The following is a 17,662-nucleotide window of genomic DNA, read 5'->3' as shown; positions in this document are numbered from 1 at the left end:
AAATAAATAGTATTTTAGATGTGAAATGGCTTTTAAGACTTGCGAAATAGGGGGTTAATCTTCTCTGGCAGAATGAGCCATCGTTCTTAGTTCGTCAAAAAACGATGCACCTGGAAGGAGTCTTTCTGCATAAGAGTCTAGGCTTGAAATATAAAGGTTTTTTTTCGCCCGGGTAATACCTACATAACAAAGACGTCGTTCCTCTTCAAGAGGGGATAGTGAGCCCTCATGAGCAACCTCTGTAGAGGTTCTGGCCGGGAAAATGCCATCCGCAATACCTACAAGAAAGACGATCGGAAACTCCATCCCTTTGGCACTATGGATTGTAAGCAAGCGCACACCTTCTTCTTCGTTGTTGCCTGTAGTTTGAAGAAGATTTAAGTGAGATAGAAAGCCAGCAATCGAATCAAATTGTCTGGCTTGACTTAATAGAAGGTTTTCCATCTCCTGAGCAGATGAATCCGGACTGCTTGATACAGTAACGTACTTGCTGCATTCCGTCATGGCCATAATGGCAGCTATCGCATCTACGGGTGAACGCTTACTAAAGCGTCTCAACATTCCCATCAGGTTCGCAAATTCGATGGCATCATCACTAGCATCCTCGCTATAAAAGCATTCTGCTAACGGCATGTTATTATCCCTGGCTAAATTGATTTTATTTTGAATATAACTATCTGTGATGTTTCTGGGCGGTGTTTTAACAGCTAAACGCAAAGCATCTACATTGTCAGATTCAACCATTAAGCGCAAATAAGCTAATGTTATTTTAACAGCTTCTGATTTGAAAAAGTTGGTCCGCGGTGAATAAAACGGGATTTTTGAAATAGCAAGCTCGTTTTCAAAAGAGATCGACTGTCCATTTGTCCGGAACAATATACAAATATCCTTCGGATCAGTCCCGGCTTGAATCAGGCGATCGACTTCCTTTACCACGCCTTTTGCTTCCGCTATTTCATCATTATAAGCCTTAAAACTAACAGGCAGACCCTCTTTATGAAAGGCCAGTGTACGGCCGGGATAGTTTATCAATCCTTGCTGAATAAAAAAGTCTGCTAATTCAACAATGGGGCCTGCGGATCTATAGTTTGTATCCAAAGATAGCATTTCAGACTTCTGCCAGTTATCCTTAAAATTTAGCAAAATATCCGGACGCGCAGCTCGCCATGAATAGATAGACTGTCTTGAATCGCCCACTGCAAACAGCCGGCCATGAGAAGCAAGCAATTTTAAAATTTCATGCTGAGCCACACAAGTATCTTGAAATTCGTCAACCAATACATATCGATGACGAAGCTGCACTCTTTTGAGAAAGTCAGGATTTTGACGTAACATGAAATAGAAGCGTACCAGCATATCATCAAAATCGATCTTTTTTAACTCGTTAATTTTATTATGATACGCTGCATACATCGCTGTAACTTCTTCTTGTTTATCTCTCTCACACAACGAATAGTCTAATTTATCTCCCGGCATAAGTAGACTGTTTCGCTGCCATGAAATGAATTGCAGTAACTTTGAAGGGTCCAATTCATAGCCATATTCGTTTAATAATGAAATAACAATATTATGCTTGTCTCTTTCCGAGAGTATAGCATCAAAAGTATACGGCACTGGATTAGGAACAAATTCACTCGCTCGTTTCAAATAAGATAACGCCAGGGAATGAAATGTACCTGCAATAACCTTTTTAGCTTTCATACCGCCCTTACTGGCTAGCCTGGTTTTAATTTCTGTCCCGGCTTTTTTCGTAAAGGTAAGGGCTAAAATTTGATAGTCTCTAAATCCTTGATCAATTAAATGTAGGATACGTTCAATAAGTACCGTTGTTTTACCGGCGCCGGCGCACGCGCTTATACACACGGGCGTATTTACAGGATAATCAACGACCATTTGTTGCCTTTGATCTAATCCCATACGAGCACCTCCTTACTATTAGACTCATCTCTTTTAGTATACGGAATTTTTTTGATTTTATTTCGTAAACAACCGTATTTCCACGCAAAAGAGCGATTCATTGCTATACTAAAAAAAATCAAAAGAAAGGTGTTACCATATGAACAATTTCCAAAGTCATCAACTCCTTGAAAACCGTTTCGGCTCGTCTGCTCTTTAAAGAGTTCCCGGAAATTAAAAAGCAACTTTGGGGCGGCAGCCTATGGTCGCCAAGTTATTTCTTAGCTTCTGTCGGGGAGGTGAAGTTAGCTGATGTCAAACGATACGTCGAAAACCAGAACCATAAAGACGTTTAAATATCGTCTCTACCCATCAAAAGAGCAGGCTCAGATTATAGATCAAACTATCGAGACCTGCCGCCGACTTTATAACTATTGGCTGGAAGATCGGATTTACACGTATCAGGAAATCAAGTCCTCTCCGACCAAATTCGATCAGACTAGCCAGCTACCAAAACTCAAACTCTCAAATCCATATCTGAGTTTAGTTCATTCTCAAGTGCTTCAGGATGTCGCGGCGAGACTGGATAAGGCTTACAAGAACTTCTTCCGCCGCGTGAAGCAGGGCACAGAAAAACCGGGATTCCCTAAATTCAAGGGACGACAACATTACGATAGTTTTTGCTATCCACAGTCTGGTTTTAATCTTGGCGAGAGTCATTTGCAATTAAGCAAGATCGGTACGATTAAAATCAAATTGCATCGGCCGATTTGCGGCACAATCAAAACGTGTTTAATCGTTTGCAAAAACGGCAAATACTATGCTTGTTTTTCGTGTGAGATTGAAATGCAAACAATGCTCTCTACTGGCGATAGCGTGGGCATTGACGTTGGCGTTGCTGATTTTGTCATCACATCTGACGGTCAATTTTTTCCGAAACTAGATAAATATCGCCAAGCCGAAAAGCGGCTAAAATACTTGCAACGGCAAGTTAGTCGCCGTAAAAAAGGCTCGAAGCGCAGACGCAAAGCGGTTGCTCTGCTAGCCAAGCAACATGAAAAGGTGGCCAATCAACGCAGGGATATAGCGCACAAGGTAAGCCGCGAACTAGTCAACAATAACGATTTAATCGCTCACGAAGATTTGCAAGTCAAAAACATGGTTAAGAACCATAACTTAGCAAAATCAATAACAGATGCAGCCTGGTTCATGCTATTCAACTTCTTGGCGTACAAAGCGAGTGACGCTGGTCGCCAAGTGGTTGCTGTACCACCCGCCTATACAAGTCAGATTTGTTCCGGTTGTGGCAAACTCGTGCCGAAAAAACTCTCGGAACGCTGGCATAATTGTCCGCACTGCGGCCTCAGCATTCAGCGCGATGTAAACGCAGCTATAAATATTCTAGCTATCGCATTGGAGAGCTAAGCAACTCAAACAATTAGGGCCGGGACACGGCCTTCGGGGATATGGGTAGGTTGCTAACCGTAGATGAACCGAGAAGCCCCTTCCTAACGAAGCTAGGCGGGGGAGTTGTCACTAATCAGCTCTTCTTTAGTGCAGGTATATGCATTACAGCGGTCGCTTTATGCTTCATATGTTTTTAAAAGGAGCTGATGATAATAATGAGGAAACCACGATTCAATAAGAGTGTGGCCAGTCATTTATTGGTAGAAGCATTTTCACCAAAAGAAATTGCCGTTCTGTTAAAAGTCAGTGAAAAGGAAATTGTTAAATGGATGAAAAAAGGAGGCATTTCTGCACTATGTTTAAAGGAACAAGCCTAGTAAGTTCAAAATACGTATCTTCGGTAACTCCCGCAACAATAACGGTGCGATGCGGAACATGCGCTAATTGGGATTGCAGCCAACCAGAGCCCCCCATTTGCAAAGCTTGTGAAAAAAAGGGGCATCGAAAGCACTGGACATTAAAGCAATCTGTCTTAACTCCAATTCATTGAAATATATCAAAACACATTAAGTTACACTAACATATAAAAAATAATATGTTTTAATGGTAGGGCCGCTTTTAGCGGTCCTATTTTTTTAAAAAAGGATTTTTGATTTTGCTATGGAAATACTATATTTGAGCCTGCTTCTTGTTCCCGAAGTCGTGAATTTACATTTTATAGGAGTGCTGTATAGAAATGGAACTGAATGAGATAATGACTATACCGGAAGCATCGAAAATATGGAATAAAGAAGTTTCAACTATCCGATATGCCTGTATTCGAAAAAAATTTACTGATTCAGAAGCAAAGAAATCAGGAGGTACCTGGTTAGTTACAACAGAGGGAATGAATAGGGTGTTTGGAAAACCAAAAACAGCATCCAAATAATAGGGTAGGGAGCCATTACCGCGTGCGGTTTTGGATCCCTGCTCTTTTTTTTTATTTAGGAACAAACGGTATACTAAAAATGAAAACAAAAATTTGCGCAGATGCGCTAAGGAGGAATTTTATGAAGACAAATTTATCATCTCTTCGTTTCCATTTTCGAGTCCCAGGCTAACCTGGGTTGGCGAGGCGTGAAACTGCACACACAGTTAATAGGAGGACAACCACCTGTCGAGGTGCGCCGCATATGCTGTCAAATGAAGCCATAAAGTAGCCGATAACTAGCGTGAGTCGTATGTCAAAACGACGAGCATGGGAAGGCGCGGAAGACACGTTTTTTAGTGTCATCTACTACCTGTCATTTTTGTGAATACACAAAAATTGGCGGGTAGAAAATGGAAACAAAAAATTGCAAACATGTGGTTCAATTTAGTGGAGGCGCCGCAAGCGCTTATGTTGCTTACTTGGTGTCTCAAAGGGTTTCCAAGGAAGATATTATCCTCTTACACCATGACACAAAGGCGGAAGATCCAGATACGGCTAGGTTTATCAATGATGTATCAACTTATTTAGACATTCCTATAACAGAATGCTCCGATGGGCGGTCGTTATGGGAGCTTATCGATCAGTATCAAGCCCTACCAAGTAACATGATGCCCTTTTGTACTCAAGCATTAAAACAGGCACCTGCAGAAAAGTTTTATACTTCGTTGAGGAAAGCTTCTATACCCTTCATCACTTATAATGGGTTTGGACCCGAGGAGTGGAGCCGGGTGCAGAAAGCCACTATGCGAGCGGAAATGGCTAATCGCAAAGTACGTTCACTTCTGTTTGAAGAGAACCTTCTTAATGCGGATATTAAAGCCATTATTCAGCAAGAATGGAAGATATGTCTCCCAAACGCATATCGATTTATGAAACATAATAATTGCATCCCTTGCTATAAAGCAGGGAAGTCATCTTGGAAAAAAGTTTGGAAATACTATCCGGATGAATTTGCAAAAGCAGTTGCTAGAGAAGAGTCAACTGGACATACTGTTTTTAAAAACATTTCATTGATCGAACTAGCTTTGGAATGGGAAAGAGGGAGTATTTCTTTATTTGATGAAGATGAAGAAGATTACGGAATCCCTTGCATGTGCGCATTTTAAAGGAAAGCAGGGTATACCCTGCTTTCCAAATCCAAATTTTAATGATAGCTTGCGAATTGTTACTTGTGATGAAGATGCGACTATGGACGCAGAGCAAATAAATCCTCTACTTATTGCATTAGAAGACGACACATTCGAAGATGTTCCTGTTGGGGTATGCCTTGACCGCAAATTCCCTTTTATGCAATTTGCGGCATCTAATATGGAAATGGTAAAAGAAGTAGTAGAAAACATTTTTGTTGCTTTCGAGATTTATGAGAAATTGCGGGCTATAACCAAGCTAACTCACGAGCAAGCATTACTAATGGCCTTAGAATCAGCAGGGTTTAAAAAACAAGAGAATACTAATTAAACCAAGAGAGAGAAAACTTAGTTTTCTCTCTCTTGGTTTATGTTATACTCATTTTAAAGAAACTGGCTATGAGTAAAACGACTATACTAGCTGATTGGAAAAAAATTATTGAAAAGGAGAGTTTTTAATATGGCATTAAAGCCTGGAATGATTGAACGCTTTAGATCGGCACTGCCAGTGCTACGAGAACTGCAAAGGGATATAGAATGGCTGGACAATGAGTTTTCACCGGAAGAGGCAACCGAGGAAGAACGCTGCCAGGTAAAACATTTAAGAAACCTAGCCAACCGCCCATTTGATGAAGTTGCCTGGCGCTTAGAACGGCTTTTCATGCCGGTAGAAGCGAAAGGTACTCTTTTCTTAAATTCCGAAGGAAGGTATCAACTCGAAGGTACAGAGCGATATTTTACATGCGGAGATTCTTGCGAAGTCTTTCTTCCATTCTATGACGATGAAGATGAATTTTACACATGGATACCTACCAGTATTGAGCATCAAAAAGGCGATTATTATTTCACAGCTAGGCCGCACGTAAAACTAGACGGAGCTTTAGTTAGAACCAAAAAATAAGAAAAGTAAACATTGAAAGATTTTATAGCAAAAGTATATTTTTGCAAGTTTGTCGTACTTTTTAAACAACATCTTTTTTTGCAAAAAAGCAGTATAAATCTAAATTCTCAAAAAGTATGCGTCTAAGTGTCACTGGACAAAAAAACAGCGGAATCCCGACAGGGTTCGCAAGGCTAAAGTAACGATAATTATAATTTATCGTTACTTTTAATTTTACCATTTCCACACTATCCGAACTCACATATTTTTAGTATTCATGCTATAATTATAGTATAAATATAGTTTTTGTGGAGGTTTTTATAATGAGTAAGGCTTTTATATCTCTTGGCAAAAAAGGTACTTTAACACTCCCGATATCTTTTCGCAGGAAATGCGGACTAATTGACAAAGATGCAGTTGCTATTGATATTACGGATAAAAACGAAATTATTATTATTCCCAGTCAAGATCTCGAAAATCTATCTTCCCATACCAAACGGCGCGAAGTCGCGATCAGCGCATTAGAAGCTACTTCAGGCTTATGGTATAAAAACGCCCAGGAGGTGATTTAATATGGAAAAGATTATAATTGATAGTTCGGTAATAATCGGCCACCTTACTAGAAATGAAAGTTGCAGCAAGCTACTGCGCCTCTTGTTAGCAAGTCAACGCGAAATCATCGTGTCCGCGGCAAGCCTATTTGAAATTTACTCAAGAAAAGAGTTTGTTGGTGGCTCGGCCGAAGAAACGCAAAAACTAACTGACCTATTATCTCATTTTAATTGCATCCCCATTTCAAATGATATAGCAAAATATGCGGGTATTTATCGCAATTGGTATTCGAGCCAAGAGGGATTAGACCTTCAAAAATACCCGTTAACAAACGAATTACTCTTTGTTGCATCAACAGCCAAACTCTTAGGGGCAACAATTACGACACTTCCCGAAAAAGTGGGGCATTATAACAGCTGCTGCACAGACGAATCTCCGCTATCGGGTATCTTGGTATTTGGAGTACCGGCAAACTGAGGTGAAGCAAAGTGCATTTAAAAAAATCAGGCGGTAATATAGTACCCTTTTCAAAACAGTCCTATTCTGCAAAGGCTCTAAAGTACTTAAGCCATGCTAAGGCCGAGAATACGATTAAAGCGTACAAGGCCGATTGGACCGATTACATCTATTGGTGTAAAAGCATGAACGTAGAACCGCTTCCCACGGCTCCCAATGTCCTTGTAGAATATATTTCCTATTTGGCTGACTACGTTAAAGCAAATACGATTTCAAGAAAACTCACAGCGATTAGCGAAGCCCATAAAGCAGCGGGTATTCCCTCTCCTACTCTATCGGAAGATGTACGGCTTACCTTGCAAGGCATTCGAAAAAGCAAAGGCACTTTTCAAAAAGGGAAAGAACCAATTGAGTGGCAAATGTTAAAAAAAGTTCCTTTAGCGTTTGACACCTCCCTATTAGGCCTTAGGAGCCGCGCTATACTTCTCTTTGGCTTTGCTGGCGCTTTTAGACGGTCTGAATTGGTGGCCCTAGACTGCGAGGATCTAAGTTATCATAAAGAAGGAATAAAAGTCTTCCTAGGCCATGCTAAGAACGATCCTGATGGCGCCGGACAATTTAAGGGAATCAACCGAAATATTGATATCCCTCAAATATGTCCGGTACGAGCACTAGAAGCCTGGTTAGAAGCTGCAAATATTAAAGCAGGCCCTCTATTTCGTCCGATTAAACAACGGTCGCTGGATATGGTAAAATCCAGTCGTTTAACCGATCAGGTTGTTGCAAAAACCGTTAAGGAATTTGCCCTACGCATCGGTGCTGATCCAAAGCGGTTTGCCGGTCATAGTTTACGAAGAGGTTTCGCTACGTCCGCTGCAAAAGCCGGCGCAGCTGAACGACATATAATGAAGCAAACCGGACACCGAAGCGAGAAAATGGTCCGCCGATATATTGAAGAAAGCGATGTATTTTCTTCTAACGGGTTAAGCACAATAATAAAATCAGAGGAGTGATAAAAATGAAAACGGCTGTAACCTTGGTTTGTGCATCATGTGGAAAAGCGGTTCACCTAAAAGCAGATATCTCTTCTCCTACCGTTTTAGAAGAGGTGTGCATCCAGAACGGCTGGCATTTGAAAGAAGATATGACCGTGTATTGTTCAACTGCTTGTATGAGCAAATAAGGAGGGTCTCAATTTGAGCGACAACTGTGATGGCAATCGACTTATTGAGTTCATTTGTCCCAAATGCGATAAAAGTATTATCTGGGCCTTGCCATCGTGTGACGTATATTGTCCAACTTGTGGTAAATTGATTAAAGGAAGTTCAATAATAAAAAAGGACAAAAACCCTCTTTCAATAGATGAGAGTGGCCAAGTTCAATTATTTTGAAAGGCAGGTGCGTATGTCATGATTAGATGGATGAAAAAGTTGGTTTTTTATTACTTCGTATGCCGCGCAGTGATCTTCTTCTTAGGCCTTTTCGTGCATACGCTTTCCCCTATCAATATTAACCCCACTGAATTTCTTCAAGCCGGCCGCGAAGTCATTTTTCAATCCCAAATGGAACACTTGCGCAGCATGGGGAAAAACACGGAGCGCTTTGAGCAATTTCATAATCAAAACAAACCAAAATGAAAGTAGTGATAGACTATGAAAACCTCTCTACACTTTGATGCATTTAAGCATATAAAAGCTTTAAATCTTAACGATGACTTTCTAGAAATAATTTACACTATCGCTTATGCCCATGGATACAACGAAGCCATGAAGAAAATGAAAGCATTCGTGAATAAAGAAAGTTCGTTTTCGGAAAACTCTTGTGTTGAACTTAGAGATATAGTTGCCGCAACAATTATTGTCGAAAAAGAAAATAACAAAAACAGCAAAGCTAAAGCTCCCAGTATTATCCCTTCCGAAAAAGCCTTAGCGTTAGCGAGGGAAATAAGAAAAAGAGACGGACAATAATTAGTCCGTCTCTTTACTTTATTACCTTAACCGGGATAGCTTCAGTATAACGTTTGAGTAATCGCTCCTGGACCTTAATAAACTTTTGGGCAGATTCACTTTTAGAGTGTCTCATTACATCCTGCACTATCGTTAAATCGCCGCCAGCTTTATACATCAAGGCGCCACAGGTATCTCTCAGTGTTTGGCAGCTAAGGCCCGGCCTTTTTAGGTTTTGATCTTCTAGGCGGCCATTTATAATGGCTCGAATGCCAACCCTTGTTAACCGTTTGTGCTGGCTGCGATTAGAAACGCTTGCAAATAATGGAGTGCCTGACGAATCTTTTAATCGGAGCGGCGATAGCTCCAGATACGCCTTAATCAATTCAACAACATCGAACCGAACGGGAACCCATTCTTGTTTCCTGCGTCCACGTATTAGGACAGCTCCTTGATCAAGGTCAAGATCTTCAACATTCATTTGTTCAATTTCGATAACTTTCAGCCCTTGGAGTATCATTAGTGCAATGATCAAACGATCTCTAATGGAACGTACCGGATCTATCTCTTCCCTTGCAATACCATCAAACAACTCCTGAACATGTTCGGCTTCTAAGTAATGAAGTTGAGCTAACGATTTTTCTACTGGCAATCCTGCAAATATATCCCCGAAGGGATTTTTTTTGTGATACAAGTCCATTTTTGAAGCAAGCCGAAAAAAATGGCGAACCGCTGACAAGTGAAGTGACACCGTGGTAGTTTTCCGACCAGCTGCCCATAGAAAGTCACGATAGTCTTTAGCATCAGATTCAATAACTTCAAGTGGGCCAATGTTCTTTTGGTTGCACCAATCTAGAAATCTGGATATCGAAGTTTGATAAGAACGAAGGGTATCTGGAGAGGGCCTACCATGAGAAATATCCTTTCTTAAATCGTCCATATAGGTCTCCAAAAATTCTTCAATTGTCTTTCCCATGTCAACCCTCCTCTATTACTAATCTAACATTATTATACTATACAAAACATAAGTTTGGTATCCTAGTATCTTATTAGCGATAATCGGCCGGAAGTGTAGCTTTTGCTGGGTTTTGTAGTATGTTTTAGTATTGATAATATCAATAGTCATTCATAGTTTAACAAAAACAGGGAGCTAGGTGTTTTTTACCTAGCTCCCTGTTTTTATCTTGCCAAAAGCCTTTGTGGACCGGACGTATTTCTTGTAGCATGGTAGAGAAACCAGCGTCTAAAGAGCACGTTTGCCTCAATGCTTGGCCACTCATCGTATTCCATAAGCGTTTGCAGCGGAATTTTGGCTTTTGCATTATCCGGGAACAATTGTGCGAAATGGCTTACGAACTCATCAAAGTCATTCCGCAAATTCAAGCGTTCCGATGTGATCCTAACTTGATCCAGTGAAATGCTCATACGCTCAGACTGCGATTGAAGCAGCTGTTGGTATTCCCGATTGTTTTGACCATTGCTGACGTTGGAGCCAAAGCCAGGTTTAAGGCCGCCATGGGTTCCAAACATCCTTCTCTGTGGGGAATGATCACTTCTGAAAAGTGAATTTTCCCTTCTTTGAAGATTATCCCCCGGTACGTTTTCTACCACCCGTAAGGGAACCGCCGGTCGATTTGCATTGATTTCCTCAACTTGCTTTTCCTTTGCCAACGGCTCCTGGGGAGTAGATTCCTCTGCAACCACCATAGTCGGTGGTAATTCGGCTGGCTCACAAACCGCCACAGGTACTTCATTAGAATGGTTTTTGGTTTCATGGGAAGTAAAGAACGGATTCACCGGTTTATTTGCCGCCGGCGCCTCTCTCAACTCAAGCACTTGCGGCGCTGCCGGTACTGCTTTGGGTCGCGGACGAGAGCGAAGATCGACTAGCCGTTCTTTCCAATATTGATGTTTCGCTTTTCGTCTCAGTGCTTTTTCAATATCGCCAACGGCTGCAAACAGATTGCCTTCAATCATGAATTCCGACATAACCAAGTCTTCTTGATGCATTCCAAAGGTTCCAGGCTGGAAGAAACCGAACAATGTTACCCGGTCGGTCTCTCTTTTCTGATAAACCCCTTCCGCTAACTGCTCACCAAGGATTGACGACTCTTTATCAAACAAGGGATCATACGACCAGACTTGCTCAATTAACCCGTTTTCCTCTTTGCAAAAGCAATTCCCAACCCGTTCAATTCCAAAGCGATCGTGGATTAGAGAAATGGACTCTTTGACAAATTCGGAATTGTCGTCACCAAAGCGCCAGTCTGGAATAACACCACAAGACAAGTAAAAACTTACAGGGTCAATCATGCCTGCTTGTGGCGCAGGAGCCTCAGTCCAATGCCTGGAAAGGCGAGTTGGAACATTTTCTAAGCGCAGGTCCCCTCCGCCTTGAATGTTTGCAACATAATACCGTAAGGTTTCATTTTTAGGAACTGTCGTTCCATTTTCTTTAACAAACCGCCAATAGGAGATTGTTTTGCTTTTCAACTGCGACGTTAATTCTTCATCCCATTTTGAAGCCGTATATCGCCCATAGAGAAAGGCGGCCGCTTCTTTGTTGCGCTGGCTGTTCAATGCTTTAAAAATGTTTAATAGCTCACCGATTTCACATTCAATAAATTCATTATGGTCAGACACTAATACTACCGGATAGACTTTGCTTCGTGTTGCAGCGCCCTCAAAAGAAGGAACAAACGCTTGCCAAGCTGTTTCACCAATGATCATATCCGCACCAGGCAGCAGATCATATCGTCCTTCCCCGTTCATCTTGTACATGCCGAAAATTTTCACATCATGTTTGTTGTCTGGAAACGTTGCAACACTGCCTTCGGCACTTGTTTTCCATTGAAAGGTGTGATTAAAAATTTCTCTGATTTCCTCTTCATTATTAGACGGAGAAAGACACCACCCGACTTTCATATCATAGATCACGTTTTCCAATCCGTCTCTTCGAACTACTTGCACAGATTCACCCCCATTTATTCTCCAATTGCTTTCTTGGTTTGATCTAACATTTGGTTTACCCGGCTATAGGTCTCTTTTTTTCGAATCACTTCGACCTCTTCCGCTGTAGCCCTTCTCGCGGATGCCGTATACGTTACTCCTTCCAAAGACGTTTTACTTGACTGGGGTGATGCAGCAGCTGCTCTTCTCGAATTGGAAGATGCGCTTTCATTTACGTCTTCCTTCTTCGATGAGCGACTAGCACCAGAAAACTCGCTTAAATCCTGTTCTACCGTGGAATAAGAGAATGTTTGCGAAAGAGTGTTTTGCGCGATATACCGGCTCTCACCATCAGCGATCCAATAACTAATATCGTTAATCATTTCCGGATGGCCGGGCACTGTTTCAAAATGGCAAAGTTGATGATTCAACACCAGAGTTTTAGCAGCTCCTAGAAGCTGCAAGGTGTTTGCATCGGTATGAAACAAACCATCTTCATGAACAACAGTTGCCAACTTGGGCCAATTCAATGGATTGGCCATTTTTAAAATCACCTGCGTAATGACTTGTTTTTGACGCTCTATCCGTCCGATATCCCCTTCTCCATCACGAAAACGTGCATACTCAAGGGCACGACGACCGTCTAGCTTTTGGGGGCCAGGTTCAAAATTGATTACTAGGCCACCGTTATCGTCCCATGGGTCCTCATAATGCATTGATTTTGCAATATCAATATCAACACCACCCATAGCGTCAATAATTTTGGCAAACTGCTGCGTTGTCACAACAATGGTATGATCTACCTTTTTGCCGAGTAGAAGCTCCACCGCTTCTTTCGCTAAACGTTCACCTCCATACGCATACGCATGATTGATTTTTGTTAAACCATATCCAGTAACAGGTATACGAGTATCTCTTGGAATGTGAGTGAACGTTGGTAAAGAACCTGTCAGGTCAACCAAAATCATTACATCAGACCGTCCACGATCCTCTTCCCGCTCATCCACGCCAAGTAAAAGAAATCTGCCTTTTAGTGGTACCGTTCCATCGTCCGCTTGGGCCATTTGCTTTGCGTTCTTGTCTTCTTTTGGGAAAAGCATATTTCCCCAAGAAGTCCAAGCAAACGATAGGCTGAGTGATAAAACAAAAAGTCCTAGCAGCCACGGATAGAGCCTTTTAAACTGTTTTTTAGACTCTATGGGTCTAAGATCGGAAGGTCGTCCTCTAATACGAATCACTCGTTTCATAGCCTCACTCCTTTTGATAATTTACCCTCTTAGCTATAGTATACGGATTTAATTTCAAATTTTGTCCGTATACTATAGTTAAGAAGAAATTTTTTTAGGAGGTTTTATTTTATGAAAAAATGGGCTGACCTAGGATTAAAACAAGTTACAATTGCGTATGAAACGAAAAATAAAATGCTTACTGCAAAGGGTGCAGTAACAGGTACAGCGCAAGATATAGTTGGTATTGCTCCCAACAGCCACACCACCTTTTTATGCCTTTCCCAAGAAGATGGGAAAATACTTTTAATTCCGGAAAGCAGCATTCTTTCAATCCAAGGAGAACCACTTTTAGATACTCAAGCTAGTACCGCCGAGCCAGTATCTAATAAATCGAATTCGTCTCCTGCTAAGCCGCAGCAGCCACAACAATCCAATCAAAAGCAACATCCAAAAAAAGAAAAACCAGAGAAAAAAGGTACTCCAGAACCTCCTGCTGTTGTTCAGGCACCAAAGGTAACGGTTATCAATCGATACGAAAGAAATTCTCATAATACCCAAAGAAGAAAAGCCGAATAAGATAAAAGAGCAAGCCTATATGGCTTGCTCTTTCTAGTTTGATATATTGGAAGCTGCTTGAATAATATGGTGGATATTTTTGTTGTCTAAAAGAATTAAAGGGATTTGATGCGATATCGAAACATCTTGCAACCACCATATCAAATTTGAATCACTGTACCGAGTCAAACACACCAAAATATCTGCATCTTCCGTTAAGGAGACAGCCTTATGATCAATACAGTTTCCATGGTGCCATTGAAATAAAACTCCTTCTAATTGAACTATGTCCTTTGGCCACCCAAACACTCCTATTTTTCTATTTTCGAGTTTAGCCAGGCTGTACAAATCATCATCATTAAGCGAATCCTCTTCCTCGGGCGGCTCCGTTGCCGACTTAATCACTTTAGTCTGGGAAGACTCTAGTTCAACAATCCTTGCCCTCATTTTGGCTGCCAGTTCAACATACGATAGAACCATTTTTTGAAGCCTTTTTCCGTTTTCATCTTCACTTGATTCAATAAAGGGAACTTCTTTTCTCTTGTCTATTTCTTCCCTACATTCCCTATATTTCACTTCTAATGCATGTAAACGCCCAATACGTTCTGCGTAAATCCTTCGTATCGGGCGATTATACTGATCCTGTTCATAGATTGAAAGAAGAGATGGGTATGAACTGTTTCCACAGGAATCGCAAGGCAAGGGTAAAATAGACAACTCAACTTCTTCGCACCAATCTTCTACAAAATCAGGATCTTTTACTCCATAATCAAAAATTCGTCCAAGAATCTTTTTTTTGCAAGATATGCAATATCTTTCAAGATATGCCATGCAGTGAATTTTTGCCATTTTAATCTCCTCAAGAAAATTCCCCTGCAACGCAGGGGAATTCGTTCTACTTCCTTCTATAATGGCCCTGACACAACGATGGGATTTCACGGGTACCATATTCATTAAATCGATACGCATTTTTTTCAAAAAACGATATTTTCAACGCGGTACAATAAAAAACGGCTTTAGCAGATAAGTTTCCTTGCGCATCAGCTATAGGTGGCACAAAGTGCTGGCAGTAATCGCAAGATAAGTATCTTTCTTTGGGACGGACCAAGAAATTCATACCCGGATTATAACAGCTTTCCGCACAAGCGGCACTTCTCTTTCCCATACTATCCGCTCTCCTTGCCTTATTAGCTTAATGCTTTTAATACCCGCATTTCCTTTGACCGTGGTCCATATAGATAGCGATCGTGATGGCGAAGATATAAAACCAATTCTTCGATTTTCGTGAAACATCTTTGAACATGACTGTTATTTAAGGTATGGCGTGTATTCGCGTGCATCAATTTCATTTTAGGAGAGGTAATATCAACACTCCATCGATCCCCTAACGAATAAATACCAACAATACCTTCCCTCGGATAATACTTATACTTGAACCGCTTGCAAAGAACAATCAAGATAGCCATGCGTCTTAAAATTTCTTTGTTTACTGGGTGTATATGAAGCGATTGCAGATATTCCTCATCAGGCAATGTCTCCCCGGGTTGCAATTGAATTTCCTCTAATGGAAACGGCCATCTCTTAGGTACTGAGATACTTTTTAAAATTTGCAGTCCATCGACTAAAAATACACTCCCACATCTAGAGCAAATATAGGCCCCTTCCCCTGTTGGCAAGTCAACGTCCGATATTAAACTTCCTCTGCACTGACTGCAATAATCCATAAAGACCTCCTTTCAAATAACCAACCTATGCAGACATGTCACTAACCAATCTTGTATATATAGCTCCTATGCTTCTAACGTGGTTAATAGTTTCCTGGTATGGTGGTACGCCACCATATTGAAAAATTCGTCCTGGACCGGCATTGTACGCTGCTATAGCGTAGGTAAAACACCATTCTCCTGCTGACTGAAACTGCTGCAATTGATACGAGAGATATTTAACACCTCCATCAATATTCTCGGCAGGGCTTTGCGGATTGACGCCTAACGACTCAGCGGTAGAAGGCATAAGCTGCGATATTCCAATCGCACCGGTAGAAGATACCGCCGAATTATTGAACCCACTTTCTTGCGTAAAAAGAGCTGTTGCTAGCAATGGATCAACTTGGTATTTCACGCAAGATGATAAAATACAACGCGCGACAGAATCGGCCCAATCCATACCTAAATACGGTGACGTTCTATAAATATGTCTCATAATAACTTGATAGTATGTTTGGCCCATATCTTGTTGTTGCTGAGACGAATAGGATTCGGCTTGAGTTGTTGACGCTGCGCTCCCTGCATCTGGGATTTCGTAATATTTACCATCAGACGTTTTAGCCCAGCTTGCTTCGCAAGTACAACAAACCATGAGAGCTCCCACCATGACCAATACAACCCACTTTTTCATCATCATCGCGCTTATTAACTAAGAGTATCACTAGATACTTTAGCGCTCCCCTCCCTTGTTATTTAAAAATTATCCGCAAATTGCAAGTGCAAGTTGAACACTTTGGTAAAGTAGAACAGTAGTTTAAATTAAGCAGCATAAATAGAGTCAAGAAAGTCTTCGAAAAGGTCGTCTGGAGTTCGATAACCGAGGCGCTTGCGTGGAAGAGCGTTTATTTCATCAGCAAAGCCCTTCACCTCTTCGGGAGTATACCTCTCTATAGACGTGCCTTTGGGAATGTACCTGCGCAAGAGACCGTTATGCCTTTCGTTTATGGCTCTCTCCCAAGACGAGTAAGGATGAGCAAAGAAAACTTTCGTGCCCCATTGCTGAACGTCTGCAAAGTCTTCAAATTCAGAACCGTTGTCGGTGGTGATTGTTTTGAAGATAGTACTGAACTGGTTGCCATATTCACTGTATAGTTGCCTCATGGCATTCATCACGGCCACGCTTGTTTTTCCGGGAATGTGAATGGCAAGATAATGGTCTGTGACGCGTTCGATCAGTGTCAAAACGACAGCTTCCTTGCCATTGCGCAGGCCGACCACTGTGTCGGCTTCCCAATGTCCTAACTCGGTGCGTTCCGCAACAATAGCGGGGCGCTCATCGATGCTACGGCCTTTCAGGCGTTTATGTTCATGGCTTTTGACCTTTCTGCGCTTGCGTTTAAGCAATTCCGGCACGTCAAAAAGTGATAGAGGCAAGTTGCCGGATGCCAGTTCGTTGTATAGCGTTTTGGTACACACCAGCTGCTCTTTAGGGAATTTGTTATGAAGCTTTGCATGGCCTACACAAGCATCTATGGACCACGTATGGCTGCGAACCATTTTTACTAGCCATTTAACAAAGGCCGAGCACTCCACTATACGATGCCTTTTCTTGCAGCGTGTTCGGTTAGCCTTGTAGACCGCATGACCTCGTTTAGCGTTGTATTCAGGCGCACGACCTCTGTTGCTTTTGCGCAGCGGCGTTCCCCGGCGCAGCTCGTTCATAACCGTACTTGGCGAGCAATTGATGGCTTGAGCGATCTTGCGTAATGAATAGCCCTGCTTATTTAGGTGCTGAATAGCACCTCGTTCTTCTTTCCCTAAGTGCTGGCCGCGCTTGCGTTCTGGCTCTTGTATGATATAATCATGGCAGTCCATAGTGATTGCCTCCTCGTTGGTGATGGTTGTGTGAGAACTCCATTCTACCATACGAGGAAAAGTCACCATGGACTTTTTTCTTAAGTGTTCAACTTCATTTTACAATCAACCTTT

At 41.6% G+C, this 17,662-nt stretch carries 22 protein-coding genes; 13 read left to right on the top strand and 9 right to left on the bottom strand.

Going from position 1 to position 17,662, the window contains the following annotated elements:
- Positions 1–54 precede the first annotated feature (54 nt).
- Complete coding sequence (locus C508_RS0110430; RefSeq protein ID WP_018703510.1) at positions 55–1,917, bottom strand: ATP-dependent helicase; 1,863 nt, start codon at positions 1,915–1,917, stop codon at positions 55–57.
- 167 nt (positions 1,918–2,084) lie between these two features.
- Between C508_RS0110430 and C508_RS20925 the strand changes: the two genes are divergently transcribed.
- The 12 genes from C508_RS20925 (at position 2,085) to C508_RS0110370 (ending at position 9,255) form a co-directional block, all read left to right on the top strand.
- Positions 2,085–2,252 carry a transposase gene (locus tag C508_RS20925; protein WP_215731967.1) on the top strand — a complete coding sequence of 56 codons (168 nt, stop codon included), beginning with the start codon at positions 2,085–2,087 and terminating at the stop codon, positions 2,250–2,252.
- Positions 2,209–3,321, top strand: coding sequence for an RNA-guided endonuclease InsQ/TnpB family protein (locus C508_RS0110425; protein WP_018703509.1), 1,113 nt, complete (start codon positions 2,209–2,211; stop codon positions 3,319–3,321). The genes C508_RS20925 and C508_RS0110425 overlap by 44 nt, the downstream gene beginning before the upstream one ends.
- Positions 3,322–3,518: 197 nt before the next feature.
- Positions 3,519–3,680, top strand: a complete 162-nt coding sequence (locus C508_RS20330) for a MerR family transcriptional regulator (protein WP_018703508.1) — start codon at positions 3,519–3,521, stop codon at positions 3,678–3,680.
- 359 nt (positions 3,681–4,039) lie between these two features.
- A complete protein-coding gene (locus C508_RS0110415; protein ID WP_018703507.1) occupies positions 4,040–4,231 on the top strand; it encodes a helix-turn-helix domain-containing protein in 192 nt (63 codons plus the stop codon).
- Positions 4,232–4,623: 392 nt separating this feature from the next.
- Entirely contained in the window at positions 4,624–5,379 is a 756-nt protein-coding gene (locus C508_RS19475) for a phosphoadenosine phosphosulfate reductase domain-containing protein (protein ID WP_018703506.1), read from the top strand.
- Positions 5,330–5,731 carry a hypothetical protein gene (locus tag C508_RS0110405; protein WP_156817614.1) on the top strand — a complete coding sequence of 134 codons (402 nt, stop codon included), beginning with the start codon at positions 5,330–5,332 and terminating at the stop codon, positions 5,729–5,731. The genes C508_RS19475 and C508_RS0110405 overlap by 50 nt, the downstream gene beginning before the upstream one ends.
- Before the next feature lie 129 nt (positions 5,732–5,860).
- Positions 5,861–6,301, top strand: a complete 441-nt coding sequence (locus tag C508_RS0110400) for a DUF5348 domain-containing protein (RefSeq protein WP_018703504.1) — start codon at positions 5,861–5,863, stop codon at positions 6,299–6,301.
- Between the two features lie 302 nt (positions 6,302–6,603).
- Complete coding sequence (locus C508_RS0110395; protein ID WP_018703503.1) at positions 6,604–6,852, top strand: AbrB/MazE/SpoVT family DNA-binding domain-containing protein; 249 nt, start codon at positions 6,604–6,606, stop codon at positions 6,850–6,852.
- Position 6,853: 1 nt separating this feature from the next.
- Positions 6,854–7,309 (top strand): PIN domain-containing protein, encoded by a 456-nt coding sequence (locus tag C508_RS0110390; RefSeq protein ID WP_018703502.1) that lies wholly within the window; start codon positions 6,854–6,856, stop codon positions 7,307–7,309.
- An 11-nt stretch (positions 7,310–7,320) separates the two neighbouring features.
- Positions 7,321–8,301, top strand: coding sequence for a site-specific integrase (locus C508_RS0110385; protein WP_018703501.1), 981 nt, complete (start codon positions 7,321–7,323; stop codon positions 8,299–8,301).
- A 5-nt stretch (positions 8,302–8,306) separates the two neighbouring features.
- Entirely contained in the window at positions 8,307–8,471 is a 165-nt protein-coding gene (locus C508_RS20325; protein ID WP_018703500.1) for a hypothetical protein, read from the top strand.
- 469 nt (positions 8,472–8,940) lie between these two features.
- Positions 8,941–9,255: a hypothetical protein gene (locus tag C508_RS0110370; protein ID WP_018703498.1), complete on the top strand. Its 315-nt coding sequence runs from the start codon at positions 8,941–8,943 to the stop codon at positions 9,253–9,255.
- A 13-nt stretch (positions 9,256–9,268) separates the two neighbouring features.
- On the opposite strand, the gene C508_RS0110365 is transcribed toward C508_RS0110370, so the two are convergent.
- The 3 genes from C508_RS0110365 to C508_RS18305 all read right to left on the bottom strand — a co-directional run bounded on the left by C508_RS0110365 (position 9,269) and on the right by C508_RS18305 (position 13,430).
- Positions 9,269–10,210 (bottom strand): tyrosine-type recombinase/integrase, encoded by a 942-nt coding sequence (locus C508_RS0110365; protein ID WP_018703497.1) that lies wholly within the window; start codon positions 10,208–10,210, stop codon positions 9,269–9,271.
- A 203-nt stretch (positions 10,211–10,413) separates the two neighbouring features.
- On the bottom strand, positions 10,414–12,204 hold the full coding sequence (locus C508_RS0110360) for a hypothetical protein (RefSeq protein ID WP_018703496.1): 1,791 nt from the start codon (positions 12,202–12,204) through the stop codon (positions 10,414–10,416).
- A gap of 14 nt (positions 12,205–12,218) precedes the next feature.
- The gene (locus tag C508_RS18305; RefSeq protein ID WP_018703495.1) at positions 12,219–13,430 is read right to left on the bottom strand and encodes an LCP family protein; all 1,212 of its coding nucleotides are present in this window, start codon (positions 13,428–13,430) and stop codon (positions 12,219–12,221) included.
- A 111-nt stretch (positions 13,431–13,541) separates the two neighbouring features.
- On the opposite strand from C508_RS18305, the gene C508_RS0110350 reads away from it, so the two are divergent.
- The gene (locus C508_RS0110350) at positions 13,542–13,988 is read left to right on the top strand and encodes a hypothetical protein (RefSeq protein ID WP_018703494.1); all 447 of its coding nucleotides are present in this window, start codon (positions 13,542–13,544) and stop codon (positions 13,986–13,988) included.
- A 33-nt stretch (positions 13,989–14,021) separates the two neighbouring features.
- On the opposite strand, the gene C508_RS0110345 is transcribed toward C508_RS0110350, so the two are convergent.
- The 5 genes from C508_RS0110345 to C508_RS0110330 form a co-directional block, all read right to left on the bottom strand.
- Positions 14,022–14,816 (bottom strand): hypothetical protein, encoded by a 795-nt coding sequence (locus tag C508_RS0110345; protein ID WP_018703493.1) that lies wholly within the window; start codon positions 14,814–14,816, stop codon positions 14,022–14,024.
- Between the two features lie 46 nt (positions 14,817–14,862).
- Positions 14,863–15,132: a hypothetical protein gene (locus C508_RS20320; protein WP_156817613.1), complete on the bottom strand. Its 270-nt coding sequence runs from the start codon at positions 15,130–15,132 to the stop codon at positions 14,863–14,865.
- A gap of 22 nt (positions 15,133–15,154) precedes the next feature.
- Positions 15,155–15,691 (bottom strand): hypothetical protein, encoded by a 537-nt coding sequence (locus C508_RS0110340; RefSeq protein WP_018703492.1) that lies wholly within the window; start codon positions 15,689–15,691, stop codon positions 15,155–15,157.
- A gap of 25 nt (positions 15,692–15,716) precedes the next feature.
- Positions 15,717–16,364 (bottom strand): lytic transglycosylase domain-containing protein, encoded by a 648-nt coding sequence (locus tag C508_RS19470; protein ID WP_018703491.1) that lies wholly within the window; start codon positions 16,362–16,364, stop codon positions 15,717–15,719.
- Positions 16,365–16,492: 128 nt separating this feature from the next.
- Positions 16,493–17,548, bottom strand: a complete 1,056-nt coding sequence (locus C508_RS0110330) for an IS30 family transposase (protein ID WP_018703490.1) — start codon at positions 17,546–17,548, stop codon at positions 16,493–16,495.
- Positions 17,549–17,662: the final 114 nt, after the last annotated feature.

The organism is Anaeromusa acidaminophila DSM 3853 (assembly GCF_000374545.1).
Taxonomy (GTDB): Bacteria; Bacillota; Negativicutes; order Anaeromusales; family Anaeromusaceae; genus Anaeromusa; species Anaeromusa acidaminophila.
Note: the sequence above shows the minus strand (reverse complement) of the source record. Positions and strands in the feature narration are given on the sequence as shown.